Genomic DNA, 18,059 nt, shown 5'->3' on the forward strand with positions numbered 1-18,059 from the left:
GTTCAGCCCGTGACCGACGGGTTGAGCGAATACGTCCCGTAGATCGCGACCTCATCGAGCACGTGCCCGTGCACCGCGCGCAGGACGTCCTTCGCGGTGAAGCGCTCGGGCAGTTGCAGGTGTTCGACGTCGAGCGCGTACAGGCGGAAGAAATAACGGTGCAGGCGCAGGTCGTTCGGCGGCGGGAACGGGCCGTCGTAGCCGTGCCAGTCGCCGGACATCGACGCATCGCCCGCGAACCACCCGGTGTAGTCGTTCAGTCCCTGGCGCGAGCCGGCCGGACCGGCCGGCTCCTGCTTGCCGTGGGCGACGACACCATCGCTGCAGCTCCCGGCCGCGATTTCGCGCACGCTGGCGGGGATGTCGACGACGACCCAATGCGCGAAGTCGGCGCGCGGCTGATCGGCAGGAATCTGCACCCCTTCCTTGCCGACCATCTCGGCCACGGTCGGCACATCCGGGTCGATGCACAGCAGCGCGAACGACTTCGTGCCGGCGGGCACGTCGTCCCACGCCAGGTGCGGATTGCGGTTCGGCGCGAAGCCGAAGCCGTCGGCCGTTGCCTGCCCGGCGGCGAACTCGGCCGGGAGGCGCTCGCGATGCTGGAAGCTGTTGCTGCGGATCTGCATGGGCGTTCCTCTGCGTTACTCGGCTGGATAACCCAGGCGCTGCGCGATCGGCGTGAGCAGGTCGAATTCATCGCCCAGGGCTTCGCGGAAATGGCGCCAGTGTCCGGGCTTGAACCGTACCGGTCCCAGCGATTCCGGCGGCGCTACCGCCACGCGGATCTGCAGCGCGTCGGCGATGGCCTGCGCCAGGCCGGTGACGTCGTCGGCGATGTCGTCGAGCTTGATCAGGCGATGCGGGAACAGGTCCTGCTCATGCAGGTCGGCCACCTGCGACAGCGTCTGCGCAAGCCAGCGCGCGCCGGCTTCGGGCGAGGTCAGGGCATACGGCACCGGCGATCCGAAGGCCAGCCAATCCAGCAGCATGTCGCGCGGATCGCGCACGGCGATCATCACGATCGCCTCCGGCAGGTGCGGGCGCAGGCCGAGCAGCAGCGCGTTGTCCCACCACAGCAGCCAATCGAAGACATTGCCGTCGGGGATGCCGCGCGAAGGGAGCGCGGCGCGCCACAGTTCGACCATGTAAGCCGGGTCGAGCGAGCCGTCGAGCAGGCCCGGCACGGTCGTGTAGCGCTGCATCGGATCGGTCGGCGGCTGCGCGCCGAAGCGGTCGGGGCGCAGCGGCGCGCCGGCCTCGTCCAGGGTGATCGCAAGCCGTTCCACGAGCGAACCCGGCGCGCCCCACAGCAACAGGACCGCAGCCGCCGGATCGGGCAACGGTGCCAGTTCCGGCAGCCGCGGCGTGGCCTGGCTGATCTCGGGCAGCGGCAGGCGCTGGTCGACGACTTCGGCGTGCAGTTCGGCCCAGGTCGCGGCAGCCGCATCGGGCTGGCCCGCGACGTCGAGGCAGCGGCCGAGCAGCTGGCGCAGCGTCCGCTTCACGTTCGGGTCCGGCGCCTGCGCGATGAGGTTCGCCACGCGATCGACGGCGGCGTCGGGGTCGCGCTTGAGCAGGCCGTCGATCAGCCGCAGTTCGGCCTGCGAGTGGCCCGGCTGCAGTTCGGTGATGCGACGGGCGATGTCCATGGCCGCGTCCGACTCGCCGGCCTGGTCGTGCAGCGTGCCCTGCGCTTCCAGTGCGGGAACGAAATCCGGCATCGCCGTGCGCCAGCGTTCGATGACGCCGCGCGCGCCGTCGCTGGCGAATTCCTCGAACAGCAGGCGTGCGCGCCACAGGTCCGCGTTCTCGACGTGGTCTTCCAACGCGGCGTCGAGCGTCGTGCGGGCTTCGTCGAGCAGGCCCTGGCGACGCCAGGCTTCCAGCAGCGGCAACAGGTTGCGGCGATCCAGCGGCTGCGCGGCGAAGGCCTGGCGCAGCCGGGGCAGGGCGCGCTCGTTGCGGCCGGCTTCCAGCTCCAGCTCGCCGACGAGGCGATGCATCGGCGCCGTCGCGTTCTCGCCGTCCAGCAGCGGCGCCAGTTCGTCGGCCGCCTCGCCCGGACGACCCTGGCGGCGCAGCAGGTCGGCGACCAGCAGGCGCAGCGGACGCGAGGACGGATCCTGCTCCAGCTGCGTGCGGAAGGCCTGTTCGGCGAAGGCGAAATGGCCCTTGGCGAGGTAGGCGAAGCCCAGCGCGTGACGCAGCTGCGGATCGTTCGGCGCGCGTTCGGCGGCGGCGCTGATCAGCGACAGCGCGCGGTCGACCTCGCCACGACGCATGGCCACGCCGCCTTCCAGCGCCGCCACGTGCGGGTGGTCGGGTGCGATGCGCGATGCGGTGCGCGACAGGCGGGCAGCCTCGTCCAGGTCGCCGCGCGACAGCGCGAGGTGGCCCTGGATGATGTAGGCGGGAAACTGGTTCGGATCCAGTCCGGTCGCGCGCGCCAGCGCGGCCTGGGCCTCGTCGAGCTGGCGCTCGTGAAGCAGCAGGCCGGCGCGCTCGAGGTGCAGATCGGAATCTTCCGGCGCCAGCGCGATGGCCTGGTCGATCGCGGAGAGGGCGGCCTCGCGGTCGCCGCCCAGGCGCAGCGCGGCGGCGAGCAGCCGGTGCGAGGTGGCGTCCTGCGGCTGCGCGGCGACGGCCTCGCGCGCGGCGGCCAGCGCTTCGGGGGCGGCGCCGCGGCGCAGGGCATCGATGATGGGTTCGTGCATGACTACTCGGACGCTCGGGCGAAAACGTCGATTGTAGCCGCATGCCCCGGCCCTTCCGGGCGCTCGGGATTTCCGGCGAAAGCCCGCCGGACTGCCGCCTCAGCGGACGAACGGACCCCGCGCGCGCATCGGCGCCGGCATCGGCGACGGACCGTAGTAACCGGGGCCATAGACGGCGCCGGGGCCGAACACCGGGCCATCGCTGCGACCGACGTTGATGTCGATGTTGACGTGGTTCGTGTCGCCGTCGTCGGTGGTGTAGGTCTTGTCCAGGTTGAGGTTCACCGCCTGCCAGTTGCTGGTGCCGGTGTTCTTCGAATAACCGATGCCCGCTTCGACCGCGCCGTGCACCTGCCAGTCGTTCTTCGTGGACGCTTCCGCCTCGGCCGGCGTGATCGGCCGCCACGCGCCCGGCGGATCGTTGCCGTAGTTCACGCCCGGATCGGTGCTGGCGAAATGGATTCGTTCGGCCGGCACGCTCAGGTCCAGCGCCGGCGACTCGGCTTCGTCCTGCGCCATTGCGGCGGCGCTGGCGAACATCGCGAAGAGGACGACGGCGGCGCGGAAGACATCGCGTTTCATGTCACAACCCCTGTGGAAGCGGCAAACGATCGTCGGCCGACAGCGCGACGCTAGCAACGCCGGCTTGAACGCGGGCTGTCGGCGACCGGGCATTTTCTTGTCACGAACGACACGCAGTGACGCATGCGACAAATCGCGCCGTTCACTGCGGGCGTGGCAGCCGCTCGCTGATGCGCCCGGCGATCCATCGCTCGGCGAAGCCGTCCAGCTTCGCGCTCTGCAGGAAGCCGCAATGGCCGCCCCACGGCGAGATTTCCAGCTCCGTGTCGGGCGGCAGCTGCAGCTTGTGGAAGCCGTCGACGGGAATGACCGGGTCGTCCGCCGCCATCAGGATGCTCGCCGGCACCTGCAGCCCGGCCAGGCGATCGCCGGCGATGGAGTACCCGTCGAAATAGCGCTCGAGCGTGCCGAATTCGGTGTGGCGTTCGACCATCCACTGCGTGAGCGGGCGCATGCGAAGGCCCAGCACGTGGTCGTCGAACGCGTGCGTCTGCGGGAACAGCGCGCGCTTGCGCGCGAGCGAGCCGCGCCACTTGCGCTCGAAATACCACAGGTACACCGGCAGGCCCTGTTCCATCGAATCCATCGTGCGCGCCGGGTCGAGCACCGGGCACACCGCCGCGACGTGCACCAGCGGCACGCCCGCGGTGGGCGCTCGCAACGCCAGGCGCAGCGCGAAGTTGCCGCCGAGCGAATAACCGGCGACGGCGAGCGGGCGATCGGGATACAGCCGCGCGACTTCCGCCGCCGCGCGCACGACCTCGTCGATGCGGTTGGAGTGGAACAGGCCTTCGTTGAGGTGGTGCGTGTTGCCGTGGTCGCGGAAGTTGAGGCGGAACACCTCGAAGCCTTCGCGCAGCAGTTCGGCCGCGGTCAGGCGCATGTAGCTGGAATCGACGCTGCCTTCCCAGCCGTGCAGCAGCATCACCAGACCGCGCGAGGGCGTGCCGGGCAGCGCGGTGTGCACGCCCTGCAGGCGCGCGTCCTCGCCTGCCTCGATGGTGTGGACCGTGCTGACCGCATTCAGCTGCGCGAGGCTGCGTTCGCCATGGCGGCGACGCAGCGGACTGGAGCCGAGCACCGATTGCACGTGCGCATTGCGCAGCCAGCGAGGCGGGCGGTAGTCGGACGCATTCAGCATGCCGGGGACCATGGCGCGGTGTTCGGTTGCTCGCACGGAAGCCTTACTCCTGCAAACGTGAAGTTCAGCTCTTCATGGCCTCGATGATCCGCGTGCGCGCGGTTTCGGCGATACGGCGGCGGCCTTCGGTCTGCGCGGGCAGGATCGGTTCGAGGAAATGCACTTCCGCCAGCCGCGGCGGCTCGCCCAGCAAGCGCAGGAAATTCGCGAGGAAACTCTCGCCGGGCTGGAACGCCACCACGTGCTGCGCGTCGCCGTGTTCGCCGTAGCGCAGCGCGACCGGCTGCACCGGCACGCCGGCTTCCACCGCGGCCAGGAAGATGCGGGCGTGGAACGGGCCGATCTCGCGGCCGCCGCGCGTGCCGCCTTCGGGGAACACGCCGATCGAGCGGCCCTCGCGCAGGCGACCGAGCATCTCGTGCAGCACGCCGCCGAGCGATTCGGTGCTGCCGCGCGCGTGGAAGATGGTTTCGCCGCGGGAGGCGAGCCAGCCGACGACCGGCCAGCTGGCGATCTCGCGCTTGGCGACGAAGCCCATCATGCGCTGGCTGTGCAGCGTCTCGATGTCGATCCAGCTCACATGGTTGGCGACGAACATCGCCGCGCCCGGCAGCGGCTGGCCGATGCGGCGCAGGCGGAAGCCGAAGATCCACATCAGCCCCGCGGACCATGCGCGGATGGCCCGATGTTCCAGCGACTCGTCGCCGATGCGCACGTTCTCCAGGAACGGCACGGCGGTGAGCAGCGTCAGCGGCAGGTCGACGAACACGTGCCACAGCAGCAGCGGCACGCGGACGAGATAACGGAGCGCGCGCGCGGCGGGCGCCGTGGTCGGCGCCGTCGCGCCGGCGTGGGGGGACGGCGCATTCATTGAACGCACGATACCGAAGCCGCGGTGTCGCCACCAGCGTCATGGGCGGAATGCGGCGCTGGTTCCAGACAGGTTCCGCAATGCGCGGGCGCCGGGCCCGCCGGCACACGCGACTGCGCGCGCGGACTCAGGGGCGCGCGATCACCGCGAGCGTGATGCGCGAGACGCACACCAGGCGATGGCGTTCATCCTCGATGCGGATCTCCCACACCTGCGTGCGGCCACCCACGTGCAGCGGACGCGCGGTTCCGGTGACGGTGCCCTCGCGCACGCCGCGCAGGTGGTTGGCGTTGATCTCGATGCCGACGCAGGCTTCGTCCTCGCCGACGCAGAGCATGCCGGCGCTGCTGCCGAGCGTCTCGGCCAGCAGCACCGACGCACCACCGTGCAGCAGACCGTACGGCTGCCGGGTGCGTTCGTCGACGGGCATGGTGGCGCGGATGAAATCGTGTCCGACCTCGGTGAACACGATGCCCAGCGGCTCCATCGCGGTGTTGCGCGAGAGCGCGTTGAGGGTGCCCAGGTCGGGCGGGGTGCGGAAGGGGGAGCGTTGCGTGTCCATCGCGACACCTTAGCCGAGCGGCGGGCAAAACGGCTTGCCGGGGAAGTCCAGACAAAAAGGGGCCCGGAGTCAGTGCGTCGTCACGGAGAGAGTCCGACGCACCGGCTGCGGGCCAGGGGGAACGAGGATGTAGGTCTGGTCTGCGCGCTGGGCGGGTCCTGCATGGGTACGGTCACGGGGGGAGCGGGGCGGCTCAGGGGTGGAGCTTTGGGACACCGCGATCGCTCATGCGCAGCGGAAGCGCGGCTGCATCCAGTCCTGGGCGTAGCGGCGGGTGGTGGCGTAGCCGCTGCTGTTGCCGTAGCCCACACCGAAGTCACGTTCGCGATGGATGTGGCGCACCGGCAGCGGGACGACATTCGCGCTCGGGGCGTTGGGGCGGGTCGGGATGGCAAAGAAGGCGTTCATGGCGGTGTCCTGGCGTTCGGTACTGCGTGGTGCTGCGGGGTGCCTGGATCAGGCAAAGCGGAAGCGCGGCGGCGCCCACTCGGTCGTGTAGCGGCGGTTGCTGGCGTAGCCACTGCTGGAGCCGTAGCCGACGCCGAAATCGCGTTCGCGGTGGTTGCGCGACGGGGCGTTCATCAGGGCCAGCGGGGAAACCGGGGCAGACTTGGCGGACGGGGCGAAAGTGTTGAGGGCGTTCATGGCGGGGTCCTTCGTGGGGTGGGTTAGTGCGTCGGTGTGTTGGTAAAGTACAACACCATATCCATTCCGCCATGGGCCAGAAGTCACCCCACCGAAGACCTACCTGGCTGGGCACCGCCGTAGCGGGAACTCGCTGATATAGATGGACATTTCGGCGCTTCCGTTGCCATGACTGATGGCAGGGGTGGCATGGCGGCACGCGCGAATGCGTCTCCGGCTCTCGAACCGGGACGAGAGGGAGGGTGAAGACCGTCACATTCAGGAAGCTGTCTGGAGGCCGCCGGGTGGGGGTCGAGGCGGCCACTGCGCGAAAACCGACCTGATCCGCCCGGCGCCGGGAGGCCGCGGTGGAGGCGCGAGGCGGCCAGACCGCCTCAGAGAATCGGCGCGAGCCCCGCCCCGAATGCGGTGAAGATCCGCGTGGTGATCGACTTCATGCCCGCCGCCACTTCCGGGAAATCACCCACTGGCTGATAGCAGGCGCGGAAATCCGGATCGCTGGGCAGCAGCGGCTGCGGGCACTGCTCGCTGGCGACGAACTCGTAGCTGGTCGCGTAGCGCATCGGCCACAGGTCCAGGATCGGCATCGCCTCGAACATCTTCCCGATGGAATAGTTGAGGCCCGAAAACACGGGCGGCTTGTCGCGCCGCGCGATCACCCACGAGTTGGCCGGCGCGATGTCGCGCCAGATGCTGGCGCGCAATGCCTGGGCGAACTCGCGATCCTCGATCACCACCGCGCTTTCGGTGTTGTAGTGATCGCCGCGCGGATCGAAGTTGTGCGTCCCGACGACGCCGATGCGCCCGTCGATCACCATCGACTTCGCATGCAGTCCGATGCGTACGCCGGCGCGCTTGAGCGGCACGGGCTGGTTGGCGCGGCGGGTGCTGTAGCGCAGTGCGCTGTACTCGCGCGACAGCGCGCGCTGGTATTGCGCACGCTCGACGGTGCTGCGGCGGTCGTAGCGGTCGCGCAGTTCGCGGTGCGCCTGGCCCAGATCGACCGGCGCGGCCTGCGCATCGTCGCGCTCCGTCGATGCCGCATTGCCGCCGCTCTCGCCGGTGAGCGCGCGGCTGGGGGAGATCGAGCCCGTGCCAGCGTCGGCATCGGTGTTCGCCTCGTCCGGCAGCAGGTCGGGCAGCGTCGCGCCGGTCGCGGCGATGTCGATCGGCGCATCCAGCGGGAAGGGCTTGTACTCGAAGATGTTGAAGCCCAGCTCGCGCAGGTAGCGGCGCTTGTACTTGTACGAAAGCGCGTAGGCGATGAACGCGTCGGTCGCGGCCAGGCTGTTGGTGGAGATGATGATCTTCGGGCGCTCGTCGTACGGGCGCGCGTGCAGCTGGCGGAACATGTCCTGCGCGGCGTCGGACAGCACGAGGTACGGCGTCTGCAGCACCACTTCCTGCTGGGCCGATTCGATCAGCCCGCGCAGCGAACCGGACGCCACGGCCTGTTGTTCGGCGTTGATGGCGCGGTGCTTTTCCGGCGTGTCGGAGATGTAGCGCACCTCGCCCACGCGCATCGCGCGCGAGACGAGGCGCTCTTCGATCAGTGCACTGTCGGCGGCGTCGCGTCGCATGGCCTCCGCACGCTCGGGACGCTCGAAATGCGACGGGGGCAGCGCGGGCACGCCATCGGCGAGCAGACGGCCGCCGACATCGTTCAGCCGCTCCACCGGCACGCTGCGGCGATCGTTCCAGAACAGCGCGAAGTCATCGCGCATCACGTGCGCGACCGGCCCGGCGACGAGCAGGTCGCGGTCGCGGAAGTTGTACTCGTCGTCCCAGTCGTAATAGTCGTCCTGGTAATTGCGCCCACCGGTGATGCCGACCGCGCCATCCACCAGCAGCAGCTTGGTGTGCATGCGCTGATTGAGCGTGCGCCAGCAGCACGCGGCGGCGAGCGCGTATTGCGGATAGGTGATCTGCGCGCGACCGAGCACGGGGCTATACAGCTTGAGCTCGAAATTGACGTGCGCGCCGGCCAGCGCGGCGAGCGTGTCGACATGCTTGAGCGCGGACAGCTGGTCGATCAGCACGCGCACGCGCACGCCGCGGCGCGCGGCGGCGAGCAGTTCGTCGAGCACAAGCCGGCCGGCGTCGTCCTCGTCGAAGATGTAGGTCTGCAGGTCGATGGCGGTGGTCGCGCTGCGGATCAGGTTCACGCGCGCGAGCAACGCGTCGGGGCCTCGGTCGAGGATCAGTGCGTAATGTGCCGGCGCGTCGGGCGTGGACTGCGCGAACGCGCGTCCGGCGAGCGCACGCAGCGGCGATCGCTGGGCGCAGGCGTCCGGCTGCGTGCAGTCGAACTGCGCCGAACGTGCCTGCACCACGCGTTCGGTGGCCGCGTCGCGTTGGGCGTTGGACAGCGATGCGCACGCGCCGAGCGCGAGCGACAGCACGGCCACGCAGAGTCGCACGACCGGCTTCACTGTGCGGTCTCGACCAGGCGGACGCGCAGCATGAAGCGCACGCGATCGGCCAGCGCGAACTGCCAGCCGTCCAAGCCGTAGTCCTCGCGGCTGATGCTGCCGGTGGCGAGCACGTCGCAATCGCGGCCGGGCCGTTCGCAGTCGGCCTGGGACAGCATGAAGGTTTCCATGCGCGTCACGCCGTGCATCGACAAGCGGCCGCGCATGCGTCCGCCGGTGCGGACGAGCGTGTCCGGATGCGGCTCGGAAACGAATTCGATGTAGGGATAGTGCTGTGCATCGAAGAAATTCGGCCCGCGCGCGAGCGCGGTGTAGCGATCGGAGCCGGAGACGACCACGCCGCCGGTGCGCAACACGATGCGCACGCGATGGCGGCCGTCGGCCAGGGTGGAGACTTCACCTTCGTACTGCGGGAACTGCCCCGACACGCGCTGGCCCCAGCGGGTGCGCAGCTCGAAGCCGAAGCGGGTGTGGTGCGGATCGAAGGTGCGGGAAGACGTGGTGGGTACGGGCTCGGGAAGCGCGACCGTTTCCTGCGCCCATGCCGGCCAGATGGCCAGCAGGCACGGCAGCAGGAAGCGGGCGAGGCGCGGTCGGCGTTCCCTCACGGCCACCAGAAGGCGCTGAGCTGCGCCACGCCGGGCTCCAGCCCGGCGTCGGCGGGCACTGACAGCACCGCGATGCCGCCCGGCGGCATCCCGCGGTAATCGCCCGACTGCCCGCTGTGCAGCAGCGCCGCCAGCCGCTCCAGCCCCGGGTTGTGGCCGACCAGCATCAGCCGTTCGGCTTCGCGGTGGGTGTCGGCCAGCGAGATCAGCGTGCCGGGCGTGGCTTCGTAGATCGACGGCTCGATGCGCTGGTCGACGTAGCCGATGGCGGCGAGCACCGCTTCCAGCGTCTCGCGCGTGCGGCGCGAGGGCGAGCAGAGGATGCAGTCGGGGACCAGCTTGTTTTCTGCCAGCCAGCGACCGGCGGCTTCGGCCTCGGCGAGGCCTTCGGCCGAGAGCGGGCGGTCCAGGTCGGCCTGTCCGGTGGCGGCGGGCTCCGCGTGGGCGTGGCGTAGCAGGATCAGTTCACGCATGCGCGGGCGACTCCGGTTTGGCGAGGGCGGGCAGGATCATGGGCGCCATTATCACGTAACGACGTGATGGCTCAGGCTTTCCTCAGCCATTTGAGCAAAGGCTGCCAATCGTCCTGGTGGTCGCGCACCTGCGCGGAGTGGTAGTCGAACAGGCTCTTCCCCAGCCCGGTCAGCACCACGTAGGCCTGGCTGTCGCGCAGTTGCGCCACCACGGGATACGGCCAGGCGGCGAGCAGCTCCAGCGCCTGCTGTGACGCGTTCGTCCACGGCTTGAGCTTGTTGCCGACCAGCCCGACGCGCAGCTGGCCCTTGCGCACGCGCGGGTGCCTGGCGAGCGAATCGAGGAACGGCACCGTCGCCTCGATGTCCAGCGCCGACGGCTGGACCGGCACGACGACGGCGTCGGCTTCCTCGAGGAAGGCGTCGAGGTCGTCGGCCATCGCGCCCGCGGCGGCGTCGATCACCAGCCGCTGCGCGTCGTCGGGCAATTGCTTGCGCCATGCCTTTCGACGGGTGCCGTCGAGCGGAAGGACGGCGCTGTCCAGCCCGGCCCGGCGCTGCGCCCAGCGGGTGGAGGATTCCTGCGGATCGGCATCGACCAGCGCGGTGCGCAGGCCGTCGAGCGCCGACTGTGCGGCGAGGTGCGTGGCGATCGTGGTCTTGCCCACGCCGCCCTTGGAACTGGCCACCAGCACGGTCTTCATGCGGACTCCCTGTGGATGGAAGCCGCAGCGTACACGGGGCCGGGCGACGGAACCATGCGCCCGGCGCTTGCGTCGCGATGGCCGGTTGCCGCGTCCGCCCGTCGGCGAAACCCGGCTCGCGGGGTCAGCTTCCGCCGCCCCAGGCGGCCCAGAGCGGCAGGGTCGCCAGCGACAGCAGCAACCCGTAGCCGACCATCGCCGCCGCCAGCCGCGGCGCCAGCCCGTGGGCGATGGCGAGTGCGCCAGCCGTGACCATCGAGGGCATCGCGGCTTCGAGCACGGTGACGCGCGCCATTGGCCCGTGCAGGTTCAATACCGGCACCAGCAGCAGGGCCAGCGCGGGCATCACGGCGAGCTTCAGCACCAGCCCGGCGGCCAGCGGCTTGAGTTCGTCGCGCGGCAGGGCGAAACGCACCGACAGGCCGATGGTCAGCATCGCCAGCGGCAGCAGGGCGTCGGACAGTCGCTGCAGTCCTCCGTCGATCCAGGCCGGCGGATCGGCCGGCATCAGCGTGAACCCCGCCACCAGCGCCCACAGCGGCGGAAACTTCGCCGCGCGCAGCGCCATCTCACGCGCGGACGGCGCGTGTTCGCCCCCGTAGCGCGCCAGCGCCCACAGGCCGAACGTCGACAGGATCAGGAACGTACCGAACTGGTCGTAGACCACCGCGTACGGCAGCGCGTCATCGCCGACGAGCGCGCGCGTCAGCGGATAGCCGAGGAAGCTGGTGTTGCCGAGCGCGACGGTCAGCATCAACACGGCGGTCTCGTCGCGCCGGAACTTCAGCCAGCGCGACAGCGCGCCGACCAGCACGACCGTCGCGCCGAGCAGCAGCCACGGAACGGCGATCACGCCCAGCAGCGCGGCTTCAAGATGCAGTCGCGGCACGTAACGCAGCACCGCCGCCGGCAGGCAGACGTACAGCACGACGAGGTTGAGCGTGCGCGCCGCGTCGCCGGGCAGCACGCGCAGCCGCTGGAAAAGATAGCCCAGCGCCAGCATCGCCAGCACGAGGGCGAAGGCGTCGAAAGCCATGCGTGATCCCGTGTTCGAACCGCCATGGTGGCCACTGCACGGCGGCGGCTCAAGCTCGACCATTGGGTATGATCGCCGCTCCGACACGGACGCCGCCGAGCACGATGACCGACCTGCAGGACCTCACCGCGCTCATCCGCGCCAACACCCCGCTCATCGTCATCGAAACGCGCGACGAAGGCCGCGTCGTCGAACTCTTCCGCCAGGCGCTGATGCACGTGTGGCGCGCGCTGCATCGATGGTCGATCACCGAAGGCCTGCGCCGCATCGACCTGGACCGCGAGGATCCGGCCGAAATCGCACCCGATGCGTCCAACACGCTGCAGGCGATCCGCAACGCCGAGCAGCGCGGCATCTACCTGCTGCTCGATTTCCATCCCTACCTCGGCTACGCCGGCACGCAGCGGCAGCTGCGCGACATCCTGCAGCGCCGCGACTGCGAACCGCACGTGCTGGTGCTGGTCGGCCACAAGGTCGAACTGCCGGCCGAACTCGAATCGCTCGCAGTGCGTTACACGCCGCGCCTGCCGGACGCGAATGCGCTGCTCAAGCTGGTACGCGAGGAAGCGGCGAACTACGCGAAGGAGCACGGCGGTCGTCGCGTCGAAGCCGACGGCGAGGCGGTGCAGCAGATCGTGCGCAACCTGCGCGGGCTCGATCCGATCGACGCGCGTCGCATCGCCCGCCAGCTGATCTTCAACGACGGTGCGCTTGGCCCGGGCGATCTGCCGGAGCTGGCCAAGCTCAAGTTCGAACTGCTCAACCGCAGCGGGCATCTTCATTACGAGTACGACACCGCACGCATGGACGACGTCGCCGGCGCGTCGCGCTTCAAACGCTGGGTGCAGCAGCGGCGCGACGTGTTCGTCAGCGGCGAGGCGCCGGTGGGGCTCGATCCGCCGAAGGGCGTGCTGCTGCTCGGCGTGCAGGGTTGCGGAAAGTCCATGCTCGCCAAGGCGGTCGCGGCCGGCTTCGGCGTGCCGCTGGTGCGACTGGATTTCGGCACGCTGTACGACAAGTTCCATGGCGAGACCGAGAAGAACCTGCGTGACGCGTTGTCGTCGGCAGAACAGCTCGAGCCGTGCGTGCTGTGGATCGACGAGATCGAGAAGGGCCTGGCGAGCGACGGCGGCGACAGCGATGGCGGCGTGTCGCGTCGCGTGCTCGGCTACCTGCTGACGTGGATGGCCGAACGCAAGTCGCGCGTGTTCCTGGTCGCCACCGCGAACCAGATCGACGCGCTGCCGCCGGAGCTGTTGCGCAAGGGCAGGTTCGACGAGATCTTCTTCGTCGACCTGCCCGGTGCTGGCACGCGCGAGGCGCTGTTCGCGTTGCACCTGCGCCGTCGCCAGCTCGATCCGGCGACGTTCGACCTTGCCGGTCTTTCGGCCGCGAGCGACGGCTTCTCCGGCGCCGAAATCGAGCAGGCCATCGTCGCCGCGCTGTACGCCGCGCATGCAGCGAAGGCGCCGCTCAACGATTTCATGCTGCGCGCCGAGCTGAAGCAGACGCGCCCGCTCTCGGTGCTGATGGCCGAACGCGTGCAGGGCCTGCGCGAATGGGCGCAGGGGCGCACGGTCCCGGCGGACTGACGCGATCGCCGCAAGCGTGACCTCCGGGCCACGCGCGCGGCACGCACTGGCAGGAACATGCGGCGAACTCCCGCGGAGCTTCGCCATGGCGCGCGTCGTCCATCGTGTCCTCGTCGCCGTGCTGGCGGTCTGCATCGGCCTGTCCGCTGTCGCGCGAGGCAGCGAACCCGCGCCGCTGCCGACGCTGCAGGACGGCTACTTCCAGACCATCACGCGAGTCGTCGACGGCGTATGGCTGATCGCGCAGCCGCAGCCGTTCCAGGTGCAACCCATCGGCAACGTGGTCGTGATCGAGCAGTCCGACGGCCTCGTCCTCATCGACGGCGGCGGTTCGCCCGGCGCGGGACGTCGCATCGTCGAACTCGTGCGTTCGGCCAGCGGCAAGCCGGTGAAGGCCGTCGCGATCACGCACTGGCATGGCGACCACGTGCTCGGCCTGTCGGCGATCGTGCAGGCGTGGCCGGCGGCGGAGATCATCGCGACCGACATCACCGACGCGCATCTACGCGGGCGTTCGATGAAGGCGTATCCGAAAGGCGCGCCGGACGCGACGCTGCAGACCGCGTTCGACCAGCGCCTCGATGGTGCGGATGGATTCGTGCACGATTCGCTCGCAAAGAGCGATCTCTCCGCGCGCGAACGCGAAGGCTTCGAGGCAGCGCAGCGACTCTTCGCGCAATACCGCAAGGACACGCGCGACATCGTGCTCGCGCTGCCCACGCGCACGTTCGTCGATGCGTTGAAGCTCGACGATGCGACGCGTCCGGTCGAACTTCGCCACTTCGGTCGTGGCAACACCGACGGCGACCTCGTAGCGTGGCTGCCGCGCCAGCGCGTGATGGCGACGGGCGACCTGCTCGTCGCGCCGATCCCGTTCGGCTTCAATGCGTATCCGGCGGACTGGCAACGCACGTTGCGCGCGATGCAGGCGCTGCGTCCGGCTGTGTGGCTTCCCGGTCACGGCGCGGCGATGCGGGGCGACGCCTACGTGTCGCGCGTGATCGACCTCATCGGCCACATGCGCGAGGCGGTCGCGCCGCTGGTGAAGCAGGGCGTCACGCTGGACGAAGCGAAGAAACGCGTCGACCTGTCCGCCGATCGCGCGCGCTTCGTCGGCGACGATCCGTGGCTGGTGCGCTGGTTCGATCGCTACTGGACGCAGCCTTTCACCGACGCCGCCTGGCGCGAAACGAAGGGCGAGCCGATCGAACAGGGCGAGGGTTGATCAGATCGCCGCGAGGTCGAAGGAAATGCTGATGCGCTCGCCCGCGCCCGCGTACGGCAGCGTGCGATGGAACAGGTACGACGGGAACAGCAACAGGGTGCCGACCTTCGGGCACACGCGACGCAATGCGGCGTCCGGTGGCTGCGGCAGGCTCGCGAAGGGACGTCCGAATTCGATCCAGCCGGCATGCGTGTCGTCGTCGTCGCGGATCGCGGGTGGAAGTTCGACGTAATACGCGCCGGACAACCACGAGTCCTCGTGGATGTGTGTGTCGATGAAACCGCGCTCCGCGGCCTGCGTCGCCCACACGTGCACGCGATAGCGCTCGGGCACGTTGCGGAGGAAGACATCGCCCGAGAGCGCGTCGTCGTCGAGCGACGCTTCGGCAACATGCGCATCGCGCGCTTGTGCGAGGAAGGCGTCGATCGCCTCGCGCAGACGCTGCTCGAAGCCGACGATGGCCAGCGTGCGATCGGCCAGCAGGTCGCCACTGAGGTACGCATTGCGCGCCGCCAGCCCGGCCGGTTCCCAGCGTTGCTGGCTGTGGCGGCGGATGTCGTCGGCGAGTGCGGCATTGAACGCATGCGCATCGGCGAAGCCGTCCGGCGTCGGCAGATCGATTGCGTGCACGTGTCGATGCAGGCCAAGCCACTGCGTCGCGCGGTCGGCATCATGTTGCGCGACCGCGACGCCGAGGTGCGCGATGGTCCGCTGGTCGCCCGGCGCGCGTCGCAATGCATCACGCAGCTCGTCGCGTGCGGCGGCGACCCGGTCGTCGTGCAACAGCGCGATGCCGTGCTGTCGATGCAGCGTCGGCGATTCCACGCCAGCGGCTAGCGCTCGCGCGTAAACGTCGACCGCTTCGTGTGGCTTTCGATTGAGCTGCAATTGCTCGCCGAGCGTATCGATGATGTCGATGTCGCGCGGCGCGAGTTCCAGCGCACGCCGCGCATGCGCTTCAGCACCGGCGTGGTCGTCGAGCTTGCGCGACAGGATCGCCGCATCGCGATGCGCCTGGGCGAGCGACGGATCCAGCTGCAACGCGCGCAGCGCGTGTTGCAGGCCTTCCTGCAGCGAGGCGCGATCGAACAGGTTCGACAGCAAGGCTGCCAACGCCTGGTGCGCGTGCGCATCGGGATTGAGCTGCAACGCGTTGCGTGCGGCCGCGATCGCGGCGACGTAGTCCTGTTGCTTGCCGTGCGCGGCGGCGAGGTTGTTCCAGGCCTCTGCCCAGTCGGGTTTCAGGCGCGCGGCGGTATCGAAACCCGACGCCGCCTGCACATAGTCGCCCGCGTTGAAGGCAGCGGTGCCGTAGCGAAACGCGGCGCGGGGCTCCTGCGGCAGGCGCTGCATCGCCAGCGCCAGCGACGCGAGCGCGGCGTCGAACTCGCCCGCGTTCAACTGCATGGTGCCGAGGTCCAGCGCGGTCGCGCCGTCGTCCGGACGTAGCGCCAGCGCTTGCTGCAAGGCGTGGCGCGATGCCGCCGGATCACCCAGCGCCTGCAGCGTCATCGCGTACAGGCGCCACGCGTCGAACGATTGCGGCGCCTGTTGCAGCGCGGCTTCGCAATCGGCCCTGGCGGGCGCCGGTTGTCCCTGCTGCAACGCCGCCCATGCGCGGCGCAGCAAGGGGACGACGTCGGCGCCGCTCATCTCAGTAACCTGCGGCCTGGCCGTCCTTGCGCGACTCGCTGGCGCCCACGTAGCCGCCGTTCGGATTGACCATGATCGCCTGGTAGCCGCCGTACGGGCCGTCGGCGAAACGCACGCTGTGGCCCTTGCGCATCAGTGCGCGGACGGTTTCGTACGGGAAGCCCGATTCCAGATCGAGCTCGCCGCCGTCGTTCATGGCGGTGACCTGACCGGTCGGCTCGGTGCTGCCGTCGTGCTGGATGCGCGGCGCGTCGCCGGCTTCCTGCAGGTTCATGCCGAAATCGACCAGGTTCATGATGATCTGCGCGTGGCCCTGCGGCTGCATCGCGCCGCCCATCACGCCGAAGCTCAGCCACGGCTTGCCGTCCTTCGTCGCGAAGGCCGGAATGATGGTGTGGAACGGACGCTTGCCCGGCGCGAACGAGTTCGGGTGGCCTTCCTTCAGCACGAACTGCTCGCCGCGGTCCTGGAAGATGAAGCCCAGGCCCGGAGGCGCCATGCCGCTGCCCATGCCGCGGTAGTTCGACTGGATGAGCGAGACCATCATCCCGTCCGCATCGGCCACGGTCATGTAGATCGTGTCGCCTTCGTTGAGCTGCGTGATCACGCCCGGCTCGACGGCCTTGGCGGCCTTGTCCATCGAGATCAGCTTGCCGCGCTCGCGCGCGTAGGGCTTGGAGATGAGCTTGGCCGTCGGCGTCCTGTAGAAATCCGGGTCGGCGTACGACGCGGCGCGGTCGGCGAAGGCGAGCTTCTTGGCCTCGGTGAACAGGTGCACGTGCTCGGGGCTGCCGAAGCCGTAGGACTTCAGGTCGTAGGGTTCGAGCAGGTTGAGGATCTGCAGCGCGGCGATGCCCTGGCCGTTGGGCGGCAGTTCCCACACGTCGACGCCGCGATAGTTGGTGCTGACCGGCTCGACCCAGTCGCCGTGGTGCGAGGCGAGGTCGTCGTAGCTCAGGAAGCCGCCGTTCGCCTTGAAGTACGCGTCGATCGTGCGTGCGATGTCGCCCTTGTAGAACGCGTCGCGGCCGCCGTTGGCGATCATCGAAAGCGTGTTGGCGAGGTTGGGGTTCTTCCACATCTCGCCGGTGCGCGGACCACGCCTTTGCCCAGGCACGTCGCCGGCGACGGTGAACTGCTCGGCGAACCCCGGCCACTTCGACAGCGTCGGCACGCTGCGGCCCCAGTAGTAAGCGATCACCTCATGCACCGGATGGCCTTCGCGCGCGTAGCGGATGGCCGGCGCCAGGTCGTCCTTCATCGGTTTGCGGCCGAAGCGCTCGTGCAGCGCGAACCACGCATCGACCGTGCCCGGCACCGTCACCGGCAGCGGGCCGTGCGAGGGAACGTCCTTCAGGCCGCGGCGCTGGAATTCGGCCAGCGTCAGCGACTTCGGCGAACGGCCCGAGCCGTTGTAGCCGTAGAGCTTCTTCGTCTTCGGATCCCAGACGATGGCGAACAGGTCGCCGCCGATGCCGTTGCCCGTCGGCTCCATCAGGCCCAGCGCCGCGTTGGCGGCAATGGCCGCGTCCACCGCGCTGCCGCCCTGTTTCATCACGTCCAGCGCGATCTGCGTCGTCAGCGGATGCGAGGTTGCGGCGATCGCGTGCGGGGCGTAGACCTCGCTGCGGGTGGCGAAGGGCAGGCCGGTGATGCGGTCGGCGCACATGGCGGTGAAAGGCAGGCTCAGCAGGACGGAGGCGAACAGCAGGCGCATGAGGTACGGACATCCCCGGGACGAAGTCGCATCCTATCGCGACCGCCCGTGCGGGATTTGCCGGTTCGGCACCGGTGGCCCGGTGCGATACGCGTGCTGGT

Annotated in this window: 17 protein-coding genes; 2 read left to right on the plus strand and 15 right to left on the minus strand. The window is 69.5% G+C overall.

Features of this window, described 5'->3' with window-relative positions; all coding sequences use genetic code 11:
• Positions 1-2: 2 nt before the first annotated feature.
• The 13 genes from GOY17_RS00710 to GOY17_RS00770 all read right to left on the minus strand — a co-directional run bounded on the left by GOY17_RS00710 (position 3) and on the right by GOY17_RS00770 (position 11,771).
• Complete coding sequence (locus tag GOY17_RS00710; RefSeq protein WP_157028888.1) at positions 3-629, minus strand: YbhB/YbcL family Raf kinase inhibitor-like protein; 627 nt, start codon at positions 627-629, stop codon at positions 3-5.
• A gap of 15 nt (positions 630-644) precedes the next feature.
• A complete protein-coding gene (locus tag GOY17_RS00715; RefSeq protein ID WP_157028889.1) occupies positions 645-2,717 on the minus strand; it encodes a tetratricopeptide repeat protein in 2,073 nt (690 codons plus the stop codon).
• Positions 2,718-2,816: 99 nt separating this feature from the next.
• Entirely contained in the window at positions 2,817-3,299 is a 483-nt protein-coding gene (locus GOY17_RS00720) for a hypothetical protein (RefSeq protein WP_157028890.1), read from the minus strand.
• Positions 3,300-3,441: 142 nt separating this feature from the next.
• Complete coding sequence (locus GOY17_RS00725) at positions 3,442-4,437, minus strand: YheT family hydrolase (RefSeq protein WP_198173892.1); 996 nt, start codon at positions 4,435-4,437, stop codon at positions 3,442-3,444.
• Positions 4,438-4,504: 67 nt separating this feature from the next.
• The gene (locus tag GOY17_RS00730) at positions 4,505-5,311 is read right to left on the minus strand and encodes a lysophospholipid acyltransferase family protein (protein ID WP_115842803.1); all 807 of its coding nucleotides are present in this window, start codon (positions 5,309-5,311) and stop codon (positions 4,505-4,507) included.
• Positions 5,312-5,438: 127 nt separating this feature from the next.
• A complete protein-coding gene (locus GOY17_RS00735) occupies positions 5,439-5,873 on the minus strand; it encodes a hotdog fold thioesterase (RefSeq protein ID WP_157028891.1) in 435 nt (144 codons plus the stop codon).
• 225 nt (positions 5,874-6,098) lie between these two features.
• Positions 6,099-6,281, minus strand: coding sequence for a hypothetical protein (locus GOY17_RS00740; protein ID WP_115842801.1), 183 nt, complete (start codon positions 6,279-6,281; stop codon positions 6,099-6,101).
• Between the two features lie 48 nt (positions 6,282-6,329).
• A complete protein-coding gene (locus GOY17_RS00745; RefSeq protein ID WP_115842800.1) occupies positions 6,330-6,518 on the minus strand; it encodes a hypothetical protein in 189 nt (62 codons plus the stop codon).
• A gap of 374 nt (positions 6,519-6,892) precedes the next feature.
• Positions 6,893-8,938: a phospholipase D family protein gene (locus GOY17_RS00750; RefSeq protein ID WP_157028892.1), complete on the minus strand. Its 2,046-nt coding sequence runs from the start codon at positions 8,936-8,938 to the stop codon at positions 6,893-6,895.
• Positions 8,939-8,946: 8 nt separating this feature from the next.
• Complete coding sequence (locus tag GOY17_RS00755) at positions 8,947-9,558, minus strand: YceI family protein (RefSeq protein WP_181902816.1); 612 nt, start codon at positions 9,556-9,558, stop codon at positions 8,947-8,949.
• Positions 9,555-10,031, minus strand: coding sequence for a SixA phosphatase family protein (locus GOY17_RS00760; protein WP_115842798.1), 477 nt, complete (start codon positions 10,029-10,031; stop codon positions 9,555-9,557). The genes GOY17_RS00755 and GOY17_RS00760 overlap by 4 nt, the downstream gene beginning before the upstream one ends.
• Before the next feature lie 71 nt (positions 10,032-10,102).
• On the minus strand, positions 10,103-10,735 hold the full coding sequence (locus GOY17_RS00765; RefSeq protein WP_157028893.1) for a nucleotide-binding protein: 633 nt from the start codon (positions 10,733-10,735) through the stop codon (positions 10,103-10,105).
• A 124-nt stretch (positions 10,736-10,859) separates the two neighbouring features.
• A complete protein-coding gene (locus GOY17_RS00770; protein ID WP_157028894.1) occupies positions 10,860-11,771 on the minus strand; it encodes an AEC family transporter in 912 nt (303 codons plus the stop codon).
• 104 nt (positions 11,772-11,875) lie between these two features.
• Between GOY17_RS00770 and GOY17_RS00775 the strand changes: the two genes are divergently transcribed.
• Both GOY17_RS00775 and GOY17_RS00780 read left to right on the plus strand, forming a co-directional pair.
• Positions 11,876-13,363, plus strand: a complete 1,488-nt coding sequence (locus GOY17_RS00775; protein ID WP_157028895.1) for an AAA family ATPase — start codon at positions 11,876-11,878, stop codon at positions 13,361-13,363.
• 85 nt (positions 13,364-13,448) lie between these two features.
• Entirely contained in the window at positions 13,449-14,588 is a 1,140-nt protein-coding gene (locus GOY17_RS00780) for an MBL fold metallo-hydrolase (protein WP_157028896.1), read from the plus strand.
• Here the strand turns inward: GOY17_RS00780 and GOY17_RS00785 are convergent, their stop codons facing one another.
• Together GOY17_RS00785 and ggt are read right to left on the minus strand one after the other, a co-directional pair.
• Positions 14,589-16,241, minus strand: a complete 1,653-nt coding sequence (locus GOY17_RS00785) for a tetratricopeptide repeat protein (RefSeq protein WP_157028897.1) — start codon at positions 16,239-16,241, stop codon at positions 14,589-14,591.
• 1 nt (position 16,242) lies between these two features.
• Positions 16,243-17,958: a gamma-glutamyltransferase gene (ggt, locus tag GOY17_RS00790; RefSeq protein ID WP_157028898.1), complete on the minus strand. Its 1,716-nt coding sequence runs from the start codon at positions 17,956-17,958 to the stop codon at positions 16,243-16,245.
• Between the last annotated feature and the right edge of the window lie 101 nt (positions 17,959-18,059).

Origin of the sequence: Lysobacter soli (assembly GCF_009755585.1) — a bacterium.
GTDB classification, from domain to species: Bacteria; Pseudomonadota; Gammaproteobacteria; order Xanthomonadales; family Xanthomonadaceae; genus Lysobacter_J; species Lysobacter_J soli.